The organism is Micromonospora sp. WMMD812 (genome assembly GCF_027497215.1).
GTDB lineage: Bacteria > Actinomycetota > Actinomycetes > Mycobacteriales > Micromonosporaceae > Micromonospora.
The window spans coordinates 6,968,068-6,986,601 of the sequence record NZ_CP114904.1; the positions used below are offsets into that span (position 1 = coordinate 6,968,068).

Sequence of the window (18,534 nt, forward strand, 5' to 3'; positions counted from 1 at the left end):
ATTCAGGTTCTCGCGGTCGACGGAGACGCTGTCGCCGCTGGGGCGGAATGACCACCGCTTGCTGCTCGGCCGTGAACGCCGAGCAGCAAGCGGCCTGACGTCAGCGCGGCCCGACGAACTCGGTCTTCACGCTCCACGCGAACTGAATCAGCAGGGTCACCGGGGACCTCTCGGCGATCTCATGCATCACCGTCAAGTCGTCGGGGTCCGGTTCTTCGCTCAGCGTGATCGTGCGCTGCAGGTAACGCTCTGCGCCTTCCTGCTCGGGTTCGTGATAGTCGATCTCGACGGTGATGTCACCGGCGGTGTCGTACTTGTAGTCGACGTACTGCCGCAGCGTCTGAGCGGTACACGACGCGAGCGCCATCAACAGGTACTCCGTCGGCGTCGGGCCTTCGCCGATCGCGCCGTTGTGCGGTTCATCGGAGACGAACGTGAAGCCGCGGGTGGTCATGTCCGTGCGCCGGCGCTCAGTGGCCGGAAGGACAGCTCGGGCGGATGCGACGACACGATCCCGATCGGTTTCCATCAGCCGCGCCTTCCTGTAGATCCTGGGTAGTGACGGTCCAGATACGCGGTCCAGCAGCAGCCCAGCCGCAGTCTGAGCGGGGGCGCTGGCCGGGCGTATCACCCCGTGATCGAATGCCTCCGCAGGCTAGCCTTCCCGGACTGGATAGTCCAATCAGCCGCTCGCTGCCAGGACCGCTCGGCCTCTCGTGCGGCATCGCCAGGAGGTGTTCTAGGCTGTGCTGAGAGGCGGTCAGGGTTACCGCGCGCCAGCCGAACTTGCTCAACGCCAAATCCAGGGATGGACTCGTTGGTCCATTTGGGCTACGATGGCCGTCGTTCACGCGGCGATCGTCGTCGCCTCCCGCGACTCGGGCGGACTCAAATCCGGACAACATGAGGAACATCGATGCGCAGTGATCCGCAGTCGCAGTGCGAGGCGATCCAATGACGCGAGGAACGACTCGACGGCAGCTTTCTTACCGCGGCGAGGACGACCGGCGTCTACTGCCGGCCAGCGTGTCGCGCCAAGACCCTTCGCACGGAAACGTCGACTGTCACCCGACGGCGGCCAGCGCCCAGCTCGCTGGATACCGAGCCCGCAGGCGTTGCTTCCCCGACGCAGCGCCCCGGCCCGGGCTCAACTAACGGGTCGGCTCGCCGGACGGCTCCACGAGGAACGACTTGATGTGCTCCAGCGCCATGTCCAGGGCAACTTCCATGGGTGCGACGTCGTGGGCGGCGTTCGCCAGCAAGTAGCCGCCTTGCAAAGCCGCCATCAACCCCGTGGCCAACTTCTCCGGGTCGGCGTCCTGGCGCAGCGCACCGCTATCCCGCATCCGGTGCAGACCATCACTGATCAGCTTTTCCCATGCCGCAAACGTCTCCGACAGCATCGATCGAGCCTGCTCATCTTGATCGGACAGCTCGACAGCCATCGACCCGAGGCCACACCCGTACTTACCGTTGTTCAGCGAGTTGGCCTGGACCAGCGCGTTACGCCACCGGACCAGCCCTGAGAACGATCTCAGTCGTTCGAGCCCTCCGCGTTCGCGCTGAAGCACGAGCGCGCCTCGATATTTGACCAACGCGCGCACGAGCTCCTGCTTGTCGGCGAAGTGGTGGTAAAGCTGAGACTTGCTGGTCTGGCTCGCCTCGCGGACGTCGTCGAGGGTCGTCGCGTTCACTCCGCGCACGAGCATCAGCCGGTTCGCCGCGTCGAGGATCCGCTCTCGCGTCGCGATGCCACGTTGACTGATCCTCCGCTGCTTCGTCGGCGCAGCCACCTGCTCGTCGCCCATCGGTCAAGTGTATCGGCGCGGCCAGATAGGCCATGGCGGATGGGACCTTGAAGTCCCATCCGCCGTTGTATCGCATTCACACGACGGCGAAGGACGAACGCATGCGTTGCCAGCTCGACCGAACGAGTGCTATGTCCGCGAGATCATCGATAGGGCGGTTTTTCCTGGACTATTTTGTCCGCGAGGTGGCGAGCTGAGAGCCCGCACCCATCCGGCCGAGTCCCCGTCCAGGCCGACCACCTCGGCCCCGGGCCGGCGCGCGGACCCGGGGTCCGCGCGCCGGAGGTGTCAGGCCGTCGCCCGCCTCGGGAGCTTCCACCCGGGGCGGGGGAAGTGGCAGGTGTAACCGTTGGGGTAGGTCTGCAGGTAGTTCTGGTGCTCGGGCTCGGCCTCCCAGAAGTCGCCCGCCGGGGTCACCTCGGTGACGACCTTGCCGGGCCACAGGCCCGAGGCGTCGACGTCGGCGATCGTGTCCTCGGCGACCCGCTTCTGCTCGTCGCTGGTGTAGAAGATCGCCGATCGGTAGCTGGTGCCGACGTCGTTGCCCTGGCGATTCTTCGTCGAGGGGTCGTGCACCTGGAAGAAGAACTCGAGCAGCGCGCGGAAGTCGGTCTTCTCGGGGTCGTAGACGACCTCGATGGACTCCGCGTGGGTGCCGTGGTTGCGGTAGGTGGCGTTCGGGACGTCGCCGCCGCTGTAGCCGACGCGCGTGGACACGACGCCGGGCTGGTGGCGGAACAGCTCCTCCATGCCCCAGAAGCAGCCGCCGGCGAGGATCGCCTTCTCGGTGGTCACGTCGCCTCCTTACTTGTCGTCGGTGTCACTGTTGGTGTCACTCGCGAACAGGGTGCGGTATTCGCCGTACCCTGCGTTCTCCAGGTCGTCGAGGTGGATGAAACGCAACGACGCGGAGTTGATGCAGTAGCGCAGTCCACCCTTGTCGAGGGGACCGTCGTTGAAGACGTGGCCGAGGTGGCTGTCCCCGTGCAGCGAGCGGGCCTCAACCCGGATCATCCCGTGGCTGGAGTCTGCGCGCTCGACGACGTTCGTCTTGGCGATCGGCTTGGTGAAACTCGGCCAGCCGGAGTGGCTGTCGTACTTGTCGACCGATGCGAACAGCGGCTCGCCGGAGACGATGTCGACGTAGATGCCGGGCTCGTGGTTGTCCCAGTAGGCGTTGGCGAACGGGCGCTCGGTGCCGTCCTGCTGGGTCACGCGGTACTGCTCCGGGTCGAGCCGCGAAACGGCGTCCGGGTTCTTGTGGTACTGGGTCTGCTGGGGCACAGCTCTCCCTTCCCGGCCTTTCGGCGTGAAGCTGGGGAACGAGGTGAAACACGCCTGAACGCGCACCTGTACAGACGCCCTAAGGGCCGGTTTTATTCCCGCTGGCCTCACCTTTCGTGGACTATAAAGTCCGAAAGAGGTTTCCGGGGGGTGGACCGCCGGGTGTCGCTGTTGCGGTAGATTTACGGGGGAAGTTGCTGCCACTGTAGCATCCGTCTGGCCGTAGAGTGGACTTGACGGACCAGTTTCACCGCTACTAGGTTCGGGGCGTCCGACAGGGTGCCTCCGCTAGCGACGACGCCGTCCCGCGTGTGACCCGACCAAGTGGGTCACCGGGATGACGATCCTCCGTGTTCGTCCGTGAGCGATACGCGCCCATCGATGGACGCGGCGGGCCGGCACCGTCCAGATCGGCCGACTGCGTCCTATGCCCCTGGCATGAGAGGCCGAGCGCGCTCTCCATCCCGGCAACATCTCCGCCAAACACACAAATGACCGAGGAGACAACTCCCATGAAAGCGATCGTGGTGACGGACCAGGCTGCGGGAACGGCCGGGATGACGCTGGTGGAGCGGCCCGAGCCGGAACCGGCGCTGAACGACGTCGTCGTTCGGGTTCACGCGTCGGGATTCGTCCCGACTGAGATGGCGTGGCCATCGACCTGGACCGATCGCCTCGGCCGTGACCGGACGCCGTCGATCCCCGGGCACGAGCTGGCCGGAGTGGTCACCGCCCTCGGCTATGGCACGGCGGGACTGTCCGTGGGTCAGCGGGTGTTCGGCCTCACGGACTGGACCCGCGACGGCACCCTGGCGGAATATGTGGCCGTCGAGGCACGCAACCTCGCGCCGCTGCCGGGCGACGTCGACTTCACGGTGGGCGCGAGCCTGCCGATCTCGGGCTTGACCGCGTGGCAGGGACTGTTCGAGCACGGCCGCCTTCAGGCGGGGCAGAGCGTCCTCGTGCACGGCGCGGCCGGCGCAGTCGGTTCGATGGTGACGCAGCTCGCACGCGAGTTCGGCGCCTACGTCATCGGCACCGGGCGCGCCGCCGACCGTCGGAAGGCGCTCGACTTCGGCGCGCAGGAGTTCGTCGACCTCGAGAACGACGTCCTCGAGGACGTCGGCGGAGTCGATCTGGTCTTCGACGTCATCGGCGGCGACATCGGGAAGCGTTCCGCCGGCCTGATTCGAGCCGGAGGAACGCTGGTGACCGTCGTCGGGCCGCCCGAGGCGCGGCCCACGGACGGCTTGGCGGTCGATTTCGTCGTCGAGCCCGATCGCGCCCAACTGGGTGAGATCGTCCGGCGGGTGCGGGACGGACGGCTGCGGACGAACATCGGCAATGTCGCGAACCTCGACGACGCCGTCACCGCCCTCAATCCGACCGAGCGGATCACCGGGAAGACGATCATCCGCGCTCGTCCGTAAAGACTCGGGGACAGCGAGCGGTCCTGGCCTCCTGGTGGATCAGTCTCCACCGCGTGGCCAGGTCGGGCGGCTCGTACCGGAAGATGCCATCGGCCTGGTCCGCTACTCGGGTGGGCACCCGGCGTAACCAACTCCCGCCAGCCCGGAGGACATCATCGACGCCGGCGGGGCTGCGGACGCGTTCGTACGCGTCCGCGGCCCGCGCCCGCGGGGAAACCACCAGCAGACTCGGCGCGGCGCCGCCGTCCACGATGGTTCAGTGCCCGTGCCCGGCTGTCTGTGATGCCGGATCGAGAACGTCGGCATATTCCGGATGAGCATTGACGAATGTCGTCGCGAACGGACACGTGACGGTGGCGGTTCTGCCTTGCGTCCGCAGCTCGTCGAGGACGCCGCCGATGAGCCTGGCGGCTACTCCCTTCCCCCGAAACTCGGGGAGCACGGATGTCGCCAGCAGTATGACGCGGCTCCCGACCTTGCTGTAGATGAGCCCAGCGGCTGTCCGGCCCCCTATCGTGGCCTCGTAGATGCCGAGTTCACTGTTGTCGGTGATGACGAGGTCATCCGCGTCGGACGCGGTGGCTCCCGGCAGGTTCGCGCCACCCGAATCCTCCTCGGCACTGGTCAACGTGATCATGGGCTCGGCGTTGCTCGCCATGTTGTCTCCTGAGTCTCGCGTCTGTTGAGCGACCTGGGGGGAGTGCCCAGTCAGGTCGGTCGAAGAGGCAGGAGTATCCGCCTCGGACTGTTGCGTGACCGACGACGGAGACGTTCGCATGGTCTCCGTGCGCCACGATCGATGGGCTCAGGCGGCCGGCACCGGAAGGCTGAGGACGAGCGACCCACGCAGGTCGACCAGGACACGGTCGGCCGTGCGCACCACGCGCATGACGACGTCCTCGCAGCCGGGACATCGGGCGACGAGGCCGGGTGCTCGGTCGAACACGCGCATCGCGGCGAGCGGGCGGGGCGTCCGGCACCCAGCACAGGTGAGCTCGGCAACGGTGAGGTCGGTCCCCATGATCTCGCCGAGCGGTCCGGCGAGGGCGTTACCGTCCACCCAGGGTGCGTCGTCGGCTCTGACGTTGCTGGTCGACATGGTCATCCTCCGGTGGGTCCGAAGCGTTCAGTGCGGATGTTCGCGGGATCGTGCCCGATGTCGACGAGCAGGTCGGCAACGGTCTCGACGAATCCGGTGGGCCCGCAGACGAACGCCACAGCGTCGGCATCGCGAGGCCAGGCGACGCGGGCGAGGGCGTCCGCGTCCAGTCGTCGGGGTGGTGCCGGCCAGCCGGGGGGCGCGACCCTGGTGTAGACGTGTGTGACGGCGACGCACCCGTCGACTGCGGCTCGTGCGGTTGCGAGATCCGCCGTGAAGAGCGCATCGGACGGAGATCGGGTCGAGTACAGCAGCCTGGTGGGGTTCGTCGCCGCACGCACCATCGACATCAGCGGCGCCACGCCGGAGCCGCCGCCGATCAGCAACGCCGGGCGTGGATCGGCGGGTCGGCGTACGAACCAGCCGCCGAGCGGTCCACGGATCTCGAGTTGGTCACCGGGCTCTGCGATGTCGACGAAATACGGCGAGACCTCACCGCCGGTCACCGCCTGGACGGTCACCTCGAGCCGGCCGGGCCCCGGGGCGGACGAGATCGAGTAGCTGCGGTACGCCGTGTAGCCGTCGGGAGCCGTCAACCGGACGTCGACGTGCTGGCCCACGTGACCTGTCCACCCGCCGACGTCGAGGACCAGGGTCCGCGCCGTCGCGGTCTCCGGCCGGGTGGCGGCGACGGTCGCCGGCTGCCAGGTCAGTCTGCCCGGTACCGCTGCTCGCGCCATGGGTCCCCGTAGTTGTGGTAGCCGGCCGTCTCCCAGAACCCGGGCTCGTCGTCGAGACGCAGTTCCAGTGCGTGCAGCCATTTCGCGCTCTTCCAGAAGTACAGGTGCGGAACGAGGAGACGAGCTGGCCCGCCGTGCACCGGCTCCAGCGGCTCGCCGTCGAACTCGTACGCCACCCAGGCCTGGCCGTCGAGAAGGTCCTCGAGCGGGATGTTCGTGGTGTAGCCGCCGTAGGAGTGGGCGAGGACGTACTCGGCCGCGGTGTCGACGTCGGCCAGCAACGTGTCCACCGGGACACCTCGCCACTTCGTGCCGAACTTCGACCAGTGCGTGACGCAGTGGATGTCCACGGTCGGCTCGTCGGCAGGAAGGGCGGTGAACTCCGCCCACGACCACGTGCTTCGCTCGCCGGCCTCGGTGACGACGGCGAGCTCCCACTCGTCGAGGCCGATGCGCGGTGTCGGTCCCGCCGACAGCACCGGGAAGTCGTCCGTGCGGTGCTGGCCGGGCGGGAGGTCGGTGTCGTCGCGTCTGCGGCCGCCGAAGCCGCGTGTGATCACGGTCATGCGCCCCTCAATATCTGGCCGGGCGGCCGGGATCCCGCTGCCGCCCGTGCTTCCAGTCGGTCGGTGAATGTCGATGTGGTATCCGCCCATGACGCCATCGTCGGCGAGCGCCCCGGTGATGAGATTCTCCGCGGGGAGGACGTGGTCGCCCTCAAACCGGCATAAATTGACTGGACCATCACGTCCAGACTAGACGGGCGTGGCATCGGCCGGCAAGTCCCGCCGCTGGCCATCGGTGCTGGGGGCAACAGCGCGCCTGACGGTCGCGGCGGCGCGCCCGGGTCCGGCCGGCTGCCTCTGCGGCGGGGGCTATTATGGACGACAGAGTCCATAAAGCGCGACCAGCAGGTTGTTCCGAGTTGGTCGTTCGACATGGCGTCGCCACCAGCGGCGGCCAGTGTCCTGCCCGTTGTCAGGAGAGTTCGATGGAACCTGTTCCCTCCCGTGGGGATGTTGTCGATGGCCAGCCGGTCGACGCGGCGGACATGATCGCTGCCCTGACCGCCGCGCAGTTTGTGTTCCCAGACGGTGCAACTCAGTCATTCACGGCGGAGGGCCGCACGACCTACGTCGACAGGGGCACCCCGTCAGTTGGCGAATGGTCTGTTGCGGGTGACGGGACCTTCGCCTCGTTCTGGCCGCCGACGTACCGGGCGACGTACACGGTTCGGTGGATCGTCGAGGACGGAGTGCGGGTGGGCGTCAGCTTCACGGATACCCGGAGCGGAGTCCGCTATGACGGCCGGTACCGATGACGGGACGAGATCCCAGCCACACGTCGAATCACCGTCGGACGGCTCAGGCCACGTGGACAGCCAGCCGTCTACGAGCGTGGATCTTGCTAGCGACCATGAGCCTCCGGCCAGGGCCCGCGACACGAGCCGGTGGTCAGGAGCGATGAGCCCACGGCACGTTGGTGACCGCTGGGCGGTGCGGGCGGTCAACAGGCCCGGCCGGGCGCGACGTAGCGCAGGGCGAGGAACGAGCCGTACTGGTTGGTCTCGGCCAAGGCCCACGGGGTGTAGGCCTCTGCATGAAGCAGTCGGGTGCCGGAGCCAACCAGCACCGGCGCGACGCCCAGGTGAAGCTCGTCGACGAGACCGGCCCGCACGAACTGGGTGGCGAGGTTCGCGCCGCCGAGGATCCAGACGTTCTTACCCGTGGCAGCCTCGACCAGGTGCGGATGCACGTCGGTCACGTCCGCATCGGTGAACCGCAGGTCGGCGCCACCGTGGTGGGGCAGGTCGCGATGTGTGAAGACCCAGGTGGGTCGGTCGCCGTAGATCCACGGGCCGTCCTGGCGACGAATGAATTCGTACGACCGCGCGCCCATCGCGATCGCACCCACCTCGTCGAAGAACCGCTCGTAGCGCCGTCGTTTTGCCCGCCACGTTGCGGAACTGGGAGAGCCAGTCAAGCTGCTCGGCAGGTTCAGCGATGTACCCATCGATGCTCATGGCAACGAAGTACTGCGTCAGGGTCATGCACGGACCTTAGGATCCCTGCCGAAGCGGACCAAGGGCGGAGGTGGCGGCCGTGCACCTGTCGTGCGGCCGTGCCGGGTCTGGACCGGAGACGGAGGGCAACCGGGGCGTGCCGGCGGGTTGCACCGGGAGTACGTGCATTCGCCAGCGTCGCGAGCTGCGGGCTAGCCGTGGGTGCGTCGGTGGCGGCTGGTGGCGAGATTCACGGGGAGTTCGGGCGGCGTTGCCGGGCGCCATGATCAACGTTCGTGGTCGGGGGGCGTACTGAGCCCGGAGCATCACCCGACCTGAGGAGCAGCCCCATGCAAGAAGGCCCGAGCCGGCGCCGATTCCTGCAGAGCGCCGGCCTGGTCGGTGCCGGTCTGGTCGGCGCCGGCACCGTCGGGGCCCTGGCCCCCGCGTCGGCGGGCGCGCACGGCGGCGGCGGTCGACCCGACCCCAACCTGCCCCGTTTCACGCTCGCCGTCATCCCGGACACGCAGTACCTCTTCGACACCGACCGCGGTGACCCGGCGCCGTTGGCGGCGAGTCTGCGGTGGATCATCGACAACCAGGCGGAGCGGAACATCGTCTTCACCGCCCACCTCGGCGACATCGTCGAGAACGCGCGGGCCGACGAACTCGCCGCCGCCGGCAAGGTGTTCGACACCTTCGACCGTCAACGGATGCCGTACAGCGTGCTCGCCGGCAATCACGACATCAACTCGTCCACGACCGACCAGCGGGGGCCGAGCCCCTACCTCGACGTGTTCGGGCCGCAGCGGTTCCGGAAGCTGCCGACGTACGGCGGGGCGACCAAGGACGGCTACAACACGTACCACGTCTTCACCGCCGCCGGGCGGCAGTGGCTGCTGCTGGCGCTCGACTGGCGCCCGTCGGACGCCGGTCTCGCCTGGGCGAAGTCGGTCCTGGCCGCGCATCCGCGCACCCCGGTCGTCCTCACCACCCATGACATGGTGTACGCGGACGACAGCGGCGCGGCGACGCTCTCCGGCCACGGTCAGCGGCTCTGGGACTACCTCGTCGCGGAGAGCGACCAGATCTTCCTCACCCTCAACGGGCACTACTGGCCGCCCGGCCGGACCGTACTGCGCAACGCCGCCGGGCACGACGTGCACCTGCACATCGCCAACTACCAGGACCGCCACTACGGCGGCAGCGCGATGATCCGGCTCTACCAGTTCGACCTGGCGCGCAACACGATCGACGTGGAGACCTTCTCGCCGTGGATCCTCGGGCAGCGGCCCGAGCAGCGCAACGCCCTGGAGCAGCGCGAGATGGAGCTGACCGACGCCACCAACCGGTTCAGCATCGGGGTCGACTTCGCGGCGCGGTTCGCCGGCTTCGACCCGGTGCCGCCTCGCGCGCCCCGCAACCCGGCCACCATGCTGGTCCCCGGCACGCTCGCCTACTGGCGGTTCGACACGGGGCGCGGCGACCGCGACGCGGTGCCGGACGGCGGCCGGATCGAGGATCACTCCGGCCGCGGGAACCATCTCACCCGGGTCACCCTCGCCGGCAGTGGGCCGGAGGCGCTGCGCTGGTCCGGCGAGCACCACCCCGACCAGCCAGCCCACGCCAGCCTCCGCTTCGACGGTGCCAAGCAGCCGGCGCGCGGCGCGTACCTGCGGACGCTCGACGGCGCGCCGCTCAACGCCGAGACCTTCCGCAACGGCTACACCATCGAAGCGTTCGTCAAGCTGCCCGCCGACGTCCGGGCGAGCAACCACGCGTGGATGAGCATCCTGAGCCGCTTCGGCGCCGGTCGGGACGCGGGCAAGACCGGCGGCGACCCGTCGGAGCCGATCGCCACGCTGAGCCTGTCGGACGGCATGGCGTTGCAGTGGGCCGTCTTCCCGCTCAACCAGAACGGCATCTCCACCAACTGGGGTCACGAGATGCCCGCCGACGAATGGTTCCACGTGGCGGTGGTCAACGACGGGAAGACCACCACCCTGTACGTCGACGGCGCCGAACTGCTGCGCAACCCGTCCACCCCGGCGGTCGGTCTGGCCACGTCGAACGAGCCTTGGCTGGTCGGGGCGTACCACTACGACCGGATCGTGGAGCAGGCCTTCTACGGCTGGCTCGGTGACCTGCGGGTGGTGAACCGTCCGCTGCCGGTGAGCCTGTTCATGCGGGCCTGACGGCGGAGGTGGCGTGGGGCGGGTCGGGCGATCCGGCACCGTTCCACGCCGCCTCCGTGCGTCGGGCACCGAAGGGGTCACACCTGTCGCCCGCCGTGAAGGTCTCGCGGGTTCACACCCGTGCTTCGGCGGGTTCCGGGGCGGTGTCGAGCGGCAGGTCGCGCAGCCGGCGGACCGGAGTCGACAGATAGATGATCGGGGACAGCACGGTGAGCGCCCCGAAGATCAGCAGAGTGGTACGGGCGCCGATCGACCCGGCCAGGACGCCGCCGAGCAGGCCGCCGATCGGGATGGCGCCCCAGGAGACGAACTTGACCGTGGCGATCACCCGCGAGAGGAGGTCTGGCGGGCTGGCGAGCATCCGGTAGGTGCGGGTGGTCACGCTGAGCACCACCGTGGAGCCGGCGAAGATGAGGTTCCCGGCGGCGAAGGCGAGGTAGGCGACGGTGCCGGTGCCCAGCGGGATGATGAGCGCGCCGGCCACGCCGACGAAGGCCGCGATGAGCAGGCCGCGTGCGGTGCCGACCCGATCGGTGAACCAGGTTGTCAGCGCGGCGCCGATCAGCGTGCCGAGGCCGTCGGCGGCGAGCAGCAGCCCGACCATGAGTGGCGACGCGTGCAGGTCGCGTACCAGGTAGTACGGGAAGAGGGCCAGCATCGCTCCGCAGACGAAGTTCGTCGCGGTGGCGTCCCACATGGCCGGCCCGATGATCGGGTGTCGGTGCACGAAGTGCCAGCCCTCGCGGATCATCGTGACCATCGGTGGCCGTTCGGCCGGTCGCTGCACCCGGCGCGCCGGGAGCGTGCGCAGCAGCACGGCGGAGATCAGATAGCTGACGGCGTCCACGAACAGCGTCGGCACCGCACCCAGCAGCTGCACCGCGAGCCCGCCCAGGGACGGCCCGCCCAGCTGGGTGGCGGCGTGCGTGCCGGAGTTGAGGCTGTTGCGCGACTGCAACTGCGCGGCCGGCACGATCTCCGGCAGGAAGGTCTGGTTCGCCACGTCGAACAGCACGTTGGCGAAGCTCACGACCAAGGCGACCGCGACCAGCTGGGCGACCGTCAGCGCGTCGAACCACCACGCCAGGGGGACGGACGCGATGGCGAGGGCGCGGACCAGATCCAGGGCGACCTGCATGCCGCGCAGCGGTACGCGCTGCACGATCACCCCCGCCGGGAGGCTGATCAACAGGTAGGCGAGATAGCCGGCCGCCGTGATCAGACCCATCTCGAAGGCCGACGCGTCCAGCACGGTCAGCGCGGTCAGCGGCAGGGCCACCCCGCCGATCGCCGAGCCGAGGTGACTGGTGGTGCCGGCGACCCACCAGCGCCAGAAGACGGTAAGTCTCATAATGGAACTGACAATAGTGGTGGATGCGAGAAGAGTCGACCTCGCCGATGACGACCGGGGGCCCGCCGTCATGGCGTGGGCCGACTCCAGGGGTTTCTCGTTGGGCATTCATTGCCTGGTCGAGGCCGATTCACCCCGGATTCGGTCAAGATCATTAGCGTCGACGCGGTCCCCCGAGTGCCCGGGGCCGAGCGCGGCCTCGTCGCCCGCTCTCATTCGAGTTAAGGATCCATGTGAGATCGCAAGTCCTGAACCCCAGGCGGGTGATGCCGCTGGTGGGCGCACTCGCCGCAGCGGCCACGCTGATGGCGTTTCCGGCGGCCGCGGAGGCCCACCCGCGTCAGCCGGACGCACCGGTCGTCACCGGCGGCCTTCCGTTGGTCAACACGAGTGAGAAGATCGGCCCCGGAATCGGCCTTCAACACGTGAAGGCCTTGGACCAGAGTGGCTGGTACGACGCGCAGTTCCTGACCGTGGACCTTTCGAACAGCGCCGTCAGCACCGACCTGCTGACCGCCGGCCCGGTCGCGTCGGGCGGTCCGCTCAGCGTCGCGGCCAACAAGGCCAGCGCCGTGGCCGGCGTCAACGGCGAGTTCTTCGACATCGGCAACAGCAACGCCGCGCTCGGCGGCGAGATCCAGAACGGCCAGCTGCTGAAGACGGCGGACATCGGCGGCCGGCAGCACGTCGGGGTCAGTCAGGACGGAATCGCCCAGCTCGTCGACCTCGCCGTCGACTCGAACGCGAACTTCGCCGGCGCGGATCACAAGGTCCTGTCCATCAATGCCGCGAACGGCGGCGGCGTACCCGTCGACGGTCTGGTCGCCTTCACCGCGGGGTGGGGCACCTACAGCCGCAACCGCGGTTTCACCGGGGTCGACGTCAGCCGGATCGCCGAGGTCGTCGTCTCCGGTGGCAAGGTCGTCGCCGTCGCACCGACCGGGCCCGCCGGCGCGGGCGCGATCCCGCAGGACGGCTTCGCTCTCGTCGGCCGCGACGCCGCGGCGACGGCGCTGCGCGCGCTGCAGCCGGGCGACCCGGTCACGCTGACCTACGCGCCGTCGAACGACGTGACCAAGACCATGAAGTTCGCGCTCGGTAACGGCGGAACGATCGTGTCCGGCGGCAAGGTCGCCCCTGGCCTGGACACCGCGATCGCGCCGCGTACGGCGCTCGGCTTCAAGGACGGCGGCCGCACCCTCGTGCTCGCCACCTGGGACGGCCCGGGCGGTACCGGCAAGGGCGGCGTCGGCATCGACAAGGAGGCGCGCGACCTCGCCGCCCTGGGCGTGGAGACCGCGGTCAACCTCGACGGCGGTGGCTCCACCACGATGGTCGCCCGCGCGCTCGGCACGACCGAGGCAACCGTACGCAACGTTCCGTCCGACGGTCACGAGCGCAACGACCCGAACGGCGTGGGGGTGTTCGTCACACCGGGTGACGGCAAGCTCCACCAGCTCCTGGTCAAGCCGGCCGCCGGCGCGACGTCCAGCGACGGCGGCGCGAAGGTCTTCCCCGGGCTGCGTCGCACCCTGGTCGCCCAGGGGCTCGACGACCACGAGACGCCCGTCGCGGTCAAGCCGGAGTCGGTCCGCTGGCACGCCGGTGGGGCGTCGGTGAAGTCCGGCGTCCTGCAGGCACCGTCGCGCGCGTCCGGCTCGATCTCGGTCACCGCCGCGGTCGGCCGCACGGACGCCTCCGCGAAGATCGAGGTGCTCGGCAAGCTCGACAGCGTGGAGCTGTCGGCCGGTCGCCTCTCCATCGCCGACGTGACGCCCGACGCGGCGGCCACGGTGGGCGTCACCGGCCGCGACGACCAGGGCTACACCGCCCCGATCGACCCGACCGACCTCACGCTGGACTACGACCACAGCGTCGTCGACGTGCAGCCGTCCGCCGGCAAACTGAAGATCACCCCGCTGAAGGCCGCCGGCACGATCCTGACCATCTCCGTCGCCGGCAAGTCGGCGCAGCTGCCGATCACGGTGGGCGTGCAGACCGTGTCGGCGTACGACTTCAACGACGACGTGCTCGCCCGCTGGCGCAACAACAGCACCGCGGCGACCACCTTCGCCAAGGACCCGGACGGCCTGCGGATCGACTTCGCCGCGATGCGCAACGTCGGGATCGCCGCGACCTCCGTCGCCAACCGGGTGGCGGTGCCGGGCCAGCCGCTGCGCGTGCGGGTACGGATCAAGTCGAGCATCGCCGTGCCGAACGGGCTGACCTACCTGGGCTACTCCGACGCCAACGGCAAGGGCTCGGGTGTCTACGGAACGGCGCTGGTGGCCAGCGACGACTGGCAGTACGCCACGTTCACGCTGCCCGCCAACACGGCGTTCCCGATCGCGATCTCGGGCTTCCAGGGGATCAACACGAGCGTGCCCCAGCAGCGTGCGGGCACGTTCCTCCTCAACCGCATCGAGGCCGACGTCCCGTCCTCGATCGACCTTCCGGAGCAGCCGGAACTGCAGCCGGACCGGCTCGTGTCGCCCGACGGCTCGTTGGAGCGCGGCTTCGGTACCTGGACCTTCGCGTCGCTGTCGGACGTGCAGTTCACCGCGGACAACCCGAATCTGACCCAGGTCGCGACGGCCGCCCTTCAGCGGATTCGCCAGACCAACCCGGACCTGGTGATCCTCAACGGTGACATCACCGACCGCGGCCTGCCGCAGGATCTCGCGTTGGCTCGGCAGGTGCTGACCGACGCGGGGTGCGACCTGATCCCGGTCGGCCAGGAGCCGGCCGAGTACAGCACGCCGGGTCCGCGTACCGGCAAGGTGCCCTGCTACTACGTCCCGGGCAACCATGAGTCGTACGGGCTCAACAACACCCAGTCGGATCTCTCGGCGTTCAAGGCCGAGTTCGGACAGCCGTACCGGACGTTCGACCACAAGGGCACCCGGTTCATCCTGCTGGCCAGCTCCCTGGGCACGCTGCGCGGCACGGCCTGGGACCAGCTGCCGATGATGCAGAAGGCGCTCGACGACGCCAAGCGCGACCCGTCGGTACGCAACGTCGTCGTGGCCGCCCACCACCCGGTGGACGACCCGGCCGAGACGAAGGCCAGCCAGCTCGGGGACCGCGACGAGGCGGCGCTCGTCGAGAAGCTGCTCACCGACTTCCGCGACAGTTCCCGCAAGGGTGCCGTGATGTTCGGCTCCCACGCCCAGATCGCCAACGTTCACCGCGTCGACGGCGTCCCGTACGTCGTGCTGCCCTCGTCGGGCAAGGACCCGTACGGCACGCCGGATCGGGGCGGCTTCACCGGCTGGGTGAACTGGTCGGTGAACAGCCTCCGCAACGCGGAGCAGCAGTGGCTGGAGGCGGACGTGCGCGCCTTCGCCCAGTCGATCACCCTCAACGCGCCCGAGGCGCTCGAGGTCGACAAGACGGCGCAGCTCAGCGGCAGCATCGTCCAGCCCCAGGGGGTGTCCACGGGCTCGCGTGTCGTGCCGCTGCGATACCCGATGTCCGTGCACTGGAGCGGCTCGTCGAGCCTCGCGATCGGCACCGGTGCCGAAGCCGTCGCCGGTGCCCGCCGTGCCGGGAAGGTCGCGATCCTCGACCCGCAGACGCGGACGCTGACGGCGCTGCGCCGCGGTTCGGTCACGGTCACCGTGACGAACGACTCGATGCGCCAGTACACCGACAGCGCCTCGCTCGCACCGATCACCACCTCGAAGACCATCCAGGTCGGACCGCCGGCCCCGGCCGGGCCGAAGTTCTCCGCCGAGACTCCGGTCTTCACCGCGCAGCCGGTGGGCACGTTCGGTCAGGTGCGGAAGATCACGGTCACGAACGCCGGTGACCAGCCGTTGCGGATCTTCTCGACGGACATCGAGGCCGCAAGCCCGGACCTGCGCGACACGTTCGACCGTGACCGGGACATCTTCAGGATCGACCGGGACCAGTGCTCTGGCCGCTCGATCGCGCCGGGCGGCACGTGTGTCGTGTCGGTGCGCTTCACCCCGAAGCAGCCGGACGTGACGTCGACGGCGTCGCTGGCCTTCCGGACGAACACCGCCGAGCGCCGCGCCTCGGTCACGCTGACCGGAACGAGCACCAAGCCCCAGTGGAGCTGGGGTAGCGACGGTCCGGCCTGGTACCCGAGCCTGACCGGCCTGCCCTGGTCCGACTAGCGCCACACGCCGGCCACCGCAGGCCGTAACGCCAGTGCCGGGGTCGGGGTGGGCGAACGGCGCCCACCCCGACCCCGGTCCGTTCACCCGGGTCAGGTCGACGCCCGCGGCCTCTTGGTCCGCAGGACGGGAGCAGACTCGCGACTGCCGGGAAGGATGACCCAAGAACGCTGCGGCCGGTGCTGCCATGCTTGCGATCGGTGAGTCCGGGGTACCGAAAGCTCATGCCGAATGTGGGGCAACTCGTCGGAGACCGTTACCGCCTGGTCGAGATGATCGCCGGCGGCGGTATGGGCGACGTGTGGCGGGCCGTTGACGAGACGCTGGACCGGTGCGTGGCCGTCAAGCTGCTGCACCCGCGCCTGGTCAGCGACGCCGGCTTCGGCGAACGGTTCCGCCGCGAGGCGCGGGCGATGGCGGCCCTGCGTCATCCCGGGGTTGCCCAGGTCTACGACTACGGCGAGATGTCCCTGCCCGGAGGGCCGGACCTCGCCTACATCGTGATGGAATGTGTGCAGGGACAGCCCTTGTCGGAGCGGATCGCCGAGGTCGGTCGGCTGGACACGGCCGAGGCTCTGTCGGTTGCGGCGCAGATCGCCCGCGCCCTGCAGGCCGCGCATGACGCCGGCGTCGTCCACCGGGACGTCAAGCCCCACAATCTGATCATCGAGCCCGACGGGCACGTCGTACTCGTTGATTTCGGCGTCGCGGTCACGCAGGGCGCGACGAGCCTGACCGCGGCGAACCAGGTCGTCGGCACTGCCCTGTACATGGCGCCCGAGCAGGTGGCCAAGAACGCGACCACGCCGGCGATCGACGTCTACGCGCTGGGCGCCGTCGTCTACCACTGCCTCGCCGGTCGGCCCCCGTATCAGGGTGACAACGCCGTAGCGGTGGCGCTGCGACACCTCGAAGACGAACCGCCGCCGTTGCCCGAGGACATCCCGGCGGAGGTTCGGGAGTTGGTGGCCACCGCGATGGCAAAGGAGCCCACGCACCGGTTCCGGACGGCGGGAGCCATGGCGGCCGCGGCGCAGGCCCTCGCGGACTCGTACGACCGTCGGATCGGGGCCATCACCAGGGCGGCCTCGACCGGGTCACCAACCGTGCGCCTGGCCGCCCGGCAGCGGGTCCGCACGGGTGCGTGGAGCCGGGCCGGCAGTCGGGGAGACCGGGCCGTCAGTCGCGGAAACGCCGCGCTCGCTCTGCTCCTCGGGTCGGTGGCCGCCGTTGCCGCCGTTCTGGTGATCGCGGATCCCACCGGGATGACGCCGGGCCAGACCGGGCGACCGTCGTCGCCCCCCGCGGCGCCGTCATCGGTGTCGCCACCGCAAGGGGGACCTGGTCCCGGCGGCGGTGGCGGCGAGCCGGAGACTCGCGGTTCGGCCGGTGTACCGGTTCGAGCGCCGGGATCCCCAACCCCGACGGCCACTCGTCCCGCGGCCGAGAGCGCGGCGGGCCGACCCACGCCGTCAGACGGCAGCAGTTCGATCTCACCACGCCCTACCACGTCGGAAGGCGCGTCGCAGGGACCGACGGCAACGCCGACGGGCGGAACGACGGCGGACCCGACGGAGGAACCGACGGCGGACCCGACCGAGGAACCGACGGCGGAGGAATCGGCAGCCGGAGGGTCCGCAGTGCCGCGGACTTAGTCGACGCCGGAGGCCCGAGGCTGCTCCGGCAAGCCCTACTGTCCGGCTGACGGCTTCGAACGCGGCCTGCCTCGTTACGGGCGCTGTCCGTTGCGCTGGCTCCGCCGGACGGGGTCTGAGTCGGCCGGGTCCTCGTGGCCGGGCTAACCGGCCCCGAGGACCCTGCTCGCGGCAAATTCTCACGTGCCCGGGCGGACCGGCTACGAACTCGCCGCCAGGCGGAGCCCGAGGCCGACGAAGGCGATCGCGCAGATCCGGTTGATTCGCCGCGACCAGCGGCCGTCGGCCAGCCGGCCGGCGAGCCGACCGGCGCCCGCGCCGAGAGCGATGTCGACGGTGAGCTGCACCGCGACGAAGAGCGCGCCGAGCAGCACCAGTTGAGCGGTGACGTTGCCGGAGGCCGGCGAGACGAACTGGGGCAGGAATGCCACGCTGAACAGGATCATTTTCGGGTTGAGCAGGTTGGTCACCAGCCCACGCAGGAACGCCCTGCTGGCGCGGGAGTCGTGCCCGGCGGCGGCAGCGGTGGGCTCCGCCGTGCTGCGCAGTGCCCGCACTCCGAGAATGATCAAATATGCCGCACCGGCCCACCGGATCACGGCGAACAGCACCGGAGAGGCGGAGATCGCCGCCGCGAGGCCGCACACGACCGCCGTGACGTGTACGGCTTCGCCGGCGGCGACGCCCAGCGCGGCCACCACCCCGGCGCGGGCGCCGTAGCGGGTGGCATTGGCGAGCACGAACATCATGTCCGGGCCCGGAGTGACCATGAGGACCACGATCGCGGCAAGGTAGCCGGTGAGGGCCGTGGCGGAGAGACCGACCACG

Annotated in this window: 16 protein-coding genes; 5 read left to right on the top strand and 11 right to left on the bottom strand. The window is 69.5% G+C overall.

Annotated elements, in window-relative coordinates; all coding sequences use genetic code 11:
* Window positions 1-100: 100 nt before the first annotated feature.
* The 4 genes from O7603_RS32110 to msrB form a co-directional block, all read right to left on the bottom strand.
* Window positions 101-529 carry an OsmC family protein gene (locus O7603_RS32110; protein WP_281573453.1) on the bottom strand — a complete coding sequence of 143 codons (429 nt, stop codon included), beginning with the start codon at window positions 527-529 and terminating at the stop codon, window positions 101-103.
* A 622-nt stretch (window positions 530-1,151) separates the two neighbouring features.
* Window positions 1,152-1,808 (bottom strand): TetR/AcrR family transcriptional regulator, encoded by a 657-nt coding sequence (locus O7603_RS32115; RefSeq protein ID WP_281573454.1) that lies wholly within the window; start codon window positions 1,806-1,808, stop codon window positions 1,152-1,154.
* Between the two features lie 288 nt (window positions 1,809-2,096).
* Entirely contained in the window at window positions 2,097-2,603 is a 507-nt protein-coding gene (msrA, locus tag O7603_RS32120) for a peptide-methionine (S)-S-oxide reductase MsrA (RefSeq protein WP_281573455.1), read from the bottom strand.
* Between the two features lie 9 nt (window positions 2,604-2,612).
* Window positions 2,613-3,092, bottom strand: a complete 480-nt coding sequence (gene msrB, locus O7603_RS32125; RefSeq protein ID WP_281573456.1) for a peptide-methionine (R)-S-oxide reductase MsrB — start codon at window positions 3,090-3,092, stop codon at window positions 2,613-2,615.
* A gap of 512 nt (window positions 3,093-3,604) precedes the next feature.
* Here msrB and O7603_RS32130 point away from each other — a divergent pair.
* The gene (locus O7603_RS32130) at window positions 3,605-4,522 is read left to right on the top strand and encodes an NADP-dependent oxidoreductase (protein ID WP_281573457.1); all 918 of its coding nucleotides are present in this window, start codon (window positions 3,605-3,607) and stop codon (window positions 4,520-4,522) included.
* A gap of 256 nt (window positions 4,523-4,778) precedes the next feature.
* On the opposite strand, the gene O7603_RS32135 is transcribed toward O7603_RS32130, so the two are convergent.
* The 4 genes from O7603_RS32135 to O7603_RS32150 form a co-directional block, all read right to left on the bottom strand.
* On the bottom strand, window positions 4,779-5,180 hold the full coding sequence (locus tag O7603_RS32135) for a GNAT family N-acetyltransferase (protein ID WP_281573458.1): 402 nt from the start codon (window positions 5,178-5,180) through the stop codon (window positions 4,779-4,781).
* Window positions 5,181-5,327: 147 nt separating this feature from the next.
* A complete protein-coding gene (locus O7603_RS32140) occupies window positions 5,328-5,621 on the bottom strand; it encodes a DUF6510 family protein (RefSeq protein WP_281573459.1) in 294 nt (97 codons plus the stop codon).
* 2 nt (window positions 5,622-5,623) lie between these two features.
* On the bottom strand, window positions 5,624-6,361 hold the full coding sequence (locus O7603_RS32145; RefSeq protein ID WP_281573460.1) for a ferredoxin reductase: 738 nt from the start codon (window positions 6,359-6,361) through the stop codon (window positions 5,624-5,626).
* Window positions 6,331-6,927 carry a molybdopterin-dependent oxidoreductase gene (locus tag O7603_RS32150; protein ID WP_281573461.1) on the bottom strand — a complete coding sequence of 199 codons (597 nt, stop codon included), beginning with the start codon at window positions 6,925-6,927 and terminating at the stop codon, window positions 6,331-6,333. The genes O7603_RS32145 and O7603_RS32150 overlap by 31 nt, the downstream gene beginning before the upstream one ends.
* Window positions 6,928-7,352: 425 nt before the next feature.
* Between O7603_RS32150 and O7603_RS32155 the strand changes: the two genes are divergently transcribed.
* Complete coding sequence (locus O7603_RS32155; protein WP_281573462.1) at window positions 7,353-7,682, top strand: hypothetical protein; 330 nt, start codon at window positions 7,353-7,355, stop codon at window positions 7,680-7,682.
* 185 nt (window positions 7,683-7,867) lie between these two features.
* Here the strand turns inward: O7603_RS32155 and O7603_RS32160 are convergent, their stop codons facing one another.
* Window positions 7,868-8,374 carry a dihydrofolate reductase family protein gene (locus tag O7603_RS32160; protein WP_281573463.1) on the bottom strand — a complete coding sequence of 169 codons (507 nt, stop codon included), beginning with the start codon at window positions 8,372-8,374 and terminating at the stop codon, window positions 7,868-7,870.
* A 339-nt stretch (window positions 8,375-8,713) separates the two neighbouring features.
* Here O7603_RS32160 and O7603_RS32165 point away from each other — a divergent pair, with 339 nt between their 5' ends.
* Window positions 8,714-10,558 (top strand): LamG-like jellyroll fold domain-containing protein, encoded by a 1,845-nt coding sequence (locus tag O7603_RS32165; RefSeq protein ID WP_281573464.1) that lies wholly within the window; start codon window positions 8,714-8,716, stop codon window positions 10,556-10,558.
* Between the two features lie 112 nt (window positions 10,559-10,670).
* Here O7603_RS32165 and O7603_RS32170 read toward each other — a convergent pair whose 3' ends face one another.
* The gene (locus O7603_RS32170) at window positions 10,671-11,909 is read right to left on the bottom strand and encodes an MFS transporter (RefSeq protein ID WP_281573465.1); all 1,239 of its coding nucleotides are present in this window, start codon (window positions 11,907-11,909) and stop codon (window positions 10,671-10,673) included.
* A gap of 233 nt (window positions 11,910-12,142) precedes the next feature.
* On the opposite strand from O7603_RS32170, the gene O7603_RS32175 reads away from it, so the two are divergent.
* Both O7603_RS32175 and O7603_RS32180 read left to right on the top strand, forming a co-directional pair.
* Complete coding sequence (locus O7603_RS32175) at window positions 12,143-16,051, top strand: phosphodiester glycosidase family protein (protein ID WP_281573466.1); 3,909 nt, start codon at window positions 12,143-12,145, stop codon at window positions 16,049-16,051.
* A gap of 272 nt (window positions 16,052-16,323) precedes the next feature.
* Entirely contained in the window at window positions 16,324-17,706 is a 1,383-nt protein-coding gene (locus tag O7603_RS32180; protein WP_281576901.1) for a serine/threonine-protein kinase, read from the top strand.
* Window positions 17,707-17,906: 200 nt separating this feature from the next.
* Here the strand turns inward: O7603_RS32180 and O7603_RS32185 are convergent, their stop codons facing one another.
* Window positions 17,907-18,533, bottom strand: coding sequence for a LysE family translocator (locus O7603_RS32185; protein WP_281573467.1), 627 nt, complete (start codon window positions 18,531-18,533; stop codon window positions 17,907-17,909).
* Window position 18,534: the final 1 nt, after the last annotated feature.

Coding starts and splice junctions, on each gene's coding strand:
- O7603_RS32110 (WP_281573453.1), bottom strand. CDS start 529: ATGGAAACCGATCGGGATCGTGTCGTCGCATCCGCCCGAGCTGTCCTT.
- O7603_RS32115 (WP_281573454.1), bottom strand. CDS start 1,808: ATGGGCGACGAGCAGGTGGCTGCGCCGACGAAGCAGCGGAGGATCAGT.
- O7603_RS32130 (WP_281573457.1), top strand. CDS start 3,605: ATGAAAGCGATCGTGGTGACGGACCAGGCTGCGGGAACGGCCGGGATG.
- O7603_RS32135 (WP_281573458.1), bottom strand. CDS start 5,180: ATGGCGAGCAACGCCGAGCCCATGATCACGTTGACCAGTGCCGAGGAG.
- O7603_RS32140 (WP_281573459.1), bottom strand. CDS start 5,621: ATGTCGACCAGCAACGTCAGAGCCGACGACGCACCCTGGGTGGACGGT.
- O7603_RS32145 (WP_281573460.1), bottom strand. CDS start 6,361: ATGGCGCGAGCAGCGGTACCGGGCAGACTGACCTGGCAGCCGGCGACC.
- O7603_RS32150 (WP_281573461.1), bottom strand. CDS start 6,927: ATGACCGTGATCACACGCGGCTTCGGCGGCCGCAGACGCGACGACACC.
- O7603_RS32155 (WP_281573462.1), top strand. CDS start 7,353: ATGGAACCTGTTCCCTCCCGTGGGGATGTTGTCGATGGCCAGCCGGTC.
- O7603_RS32160 (WP_281573463.1), bottom strand. CDS start 8,374: ATGGGTACATCGCTGAACCTGCCGAGCAGCTTGACTGGCTCTCCCAGT.
- O7603_RS32165 (WP_281573464.1), top strand. CDS start 8,714: ATGCAAGAAGGCCCGAGCCGGCGCCGATTCCTGCAGAGCGCCGGCCTG.
- O7603_RS32170 (WP_281573465.1), bottom strand. CDS start 11,909: ATGAGACTTACCGTCTTCTGGCGCTGGTGGGTCGCCGGCACCACCAGT.
- O7603_RS32180 (WP_281576901.1), top strand. CDS start 16,324: ATGATCGCCGGCGGCGGTATGGGCGACGTGTGGCGGGCCGTTGACGAG.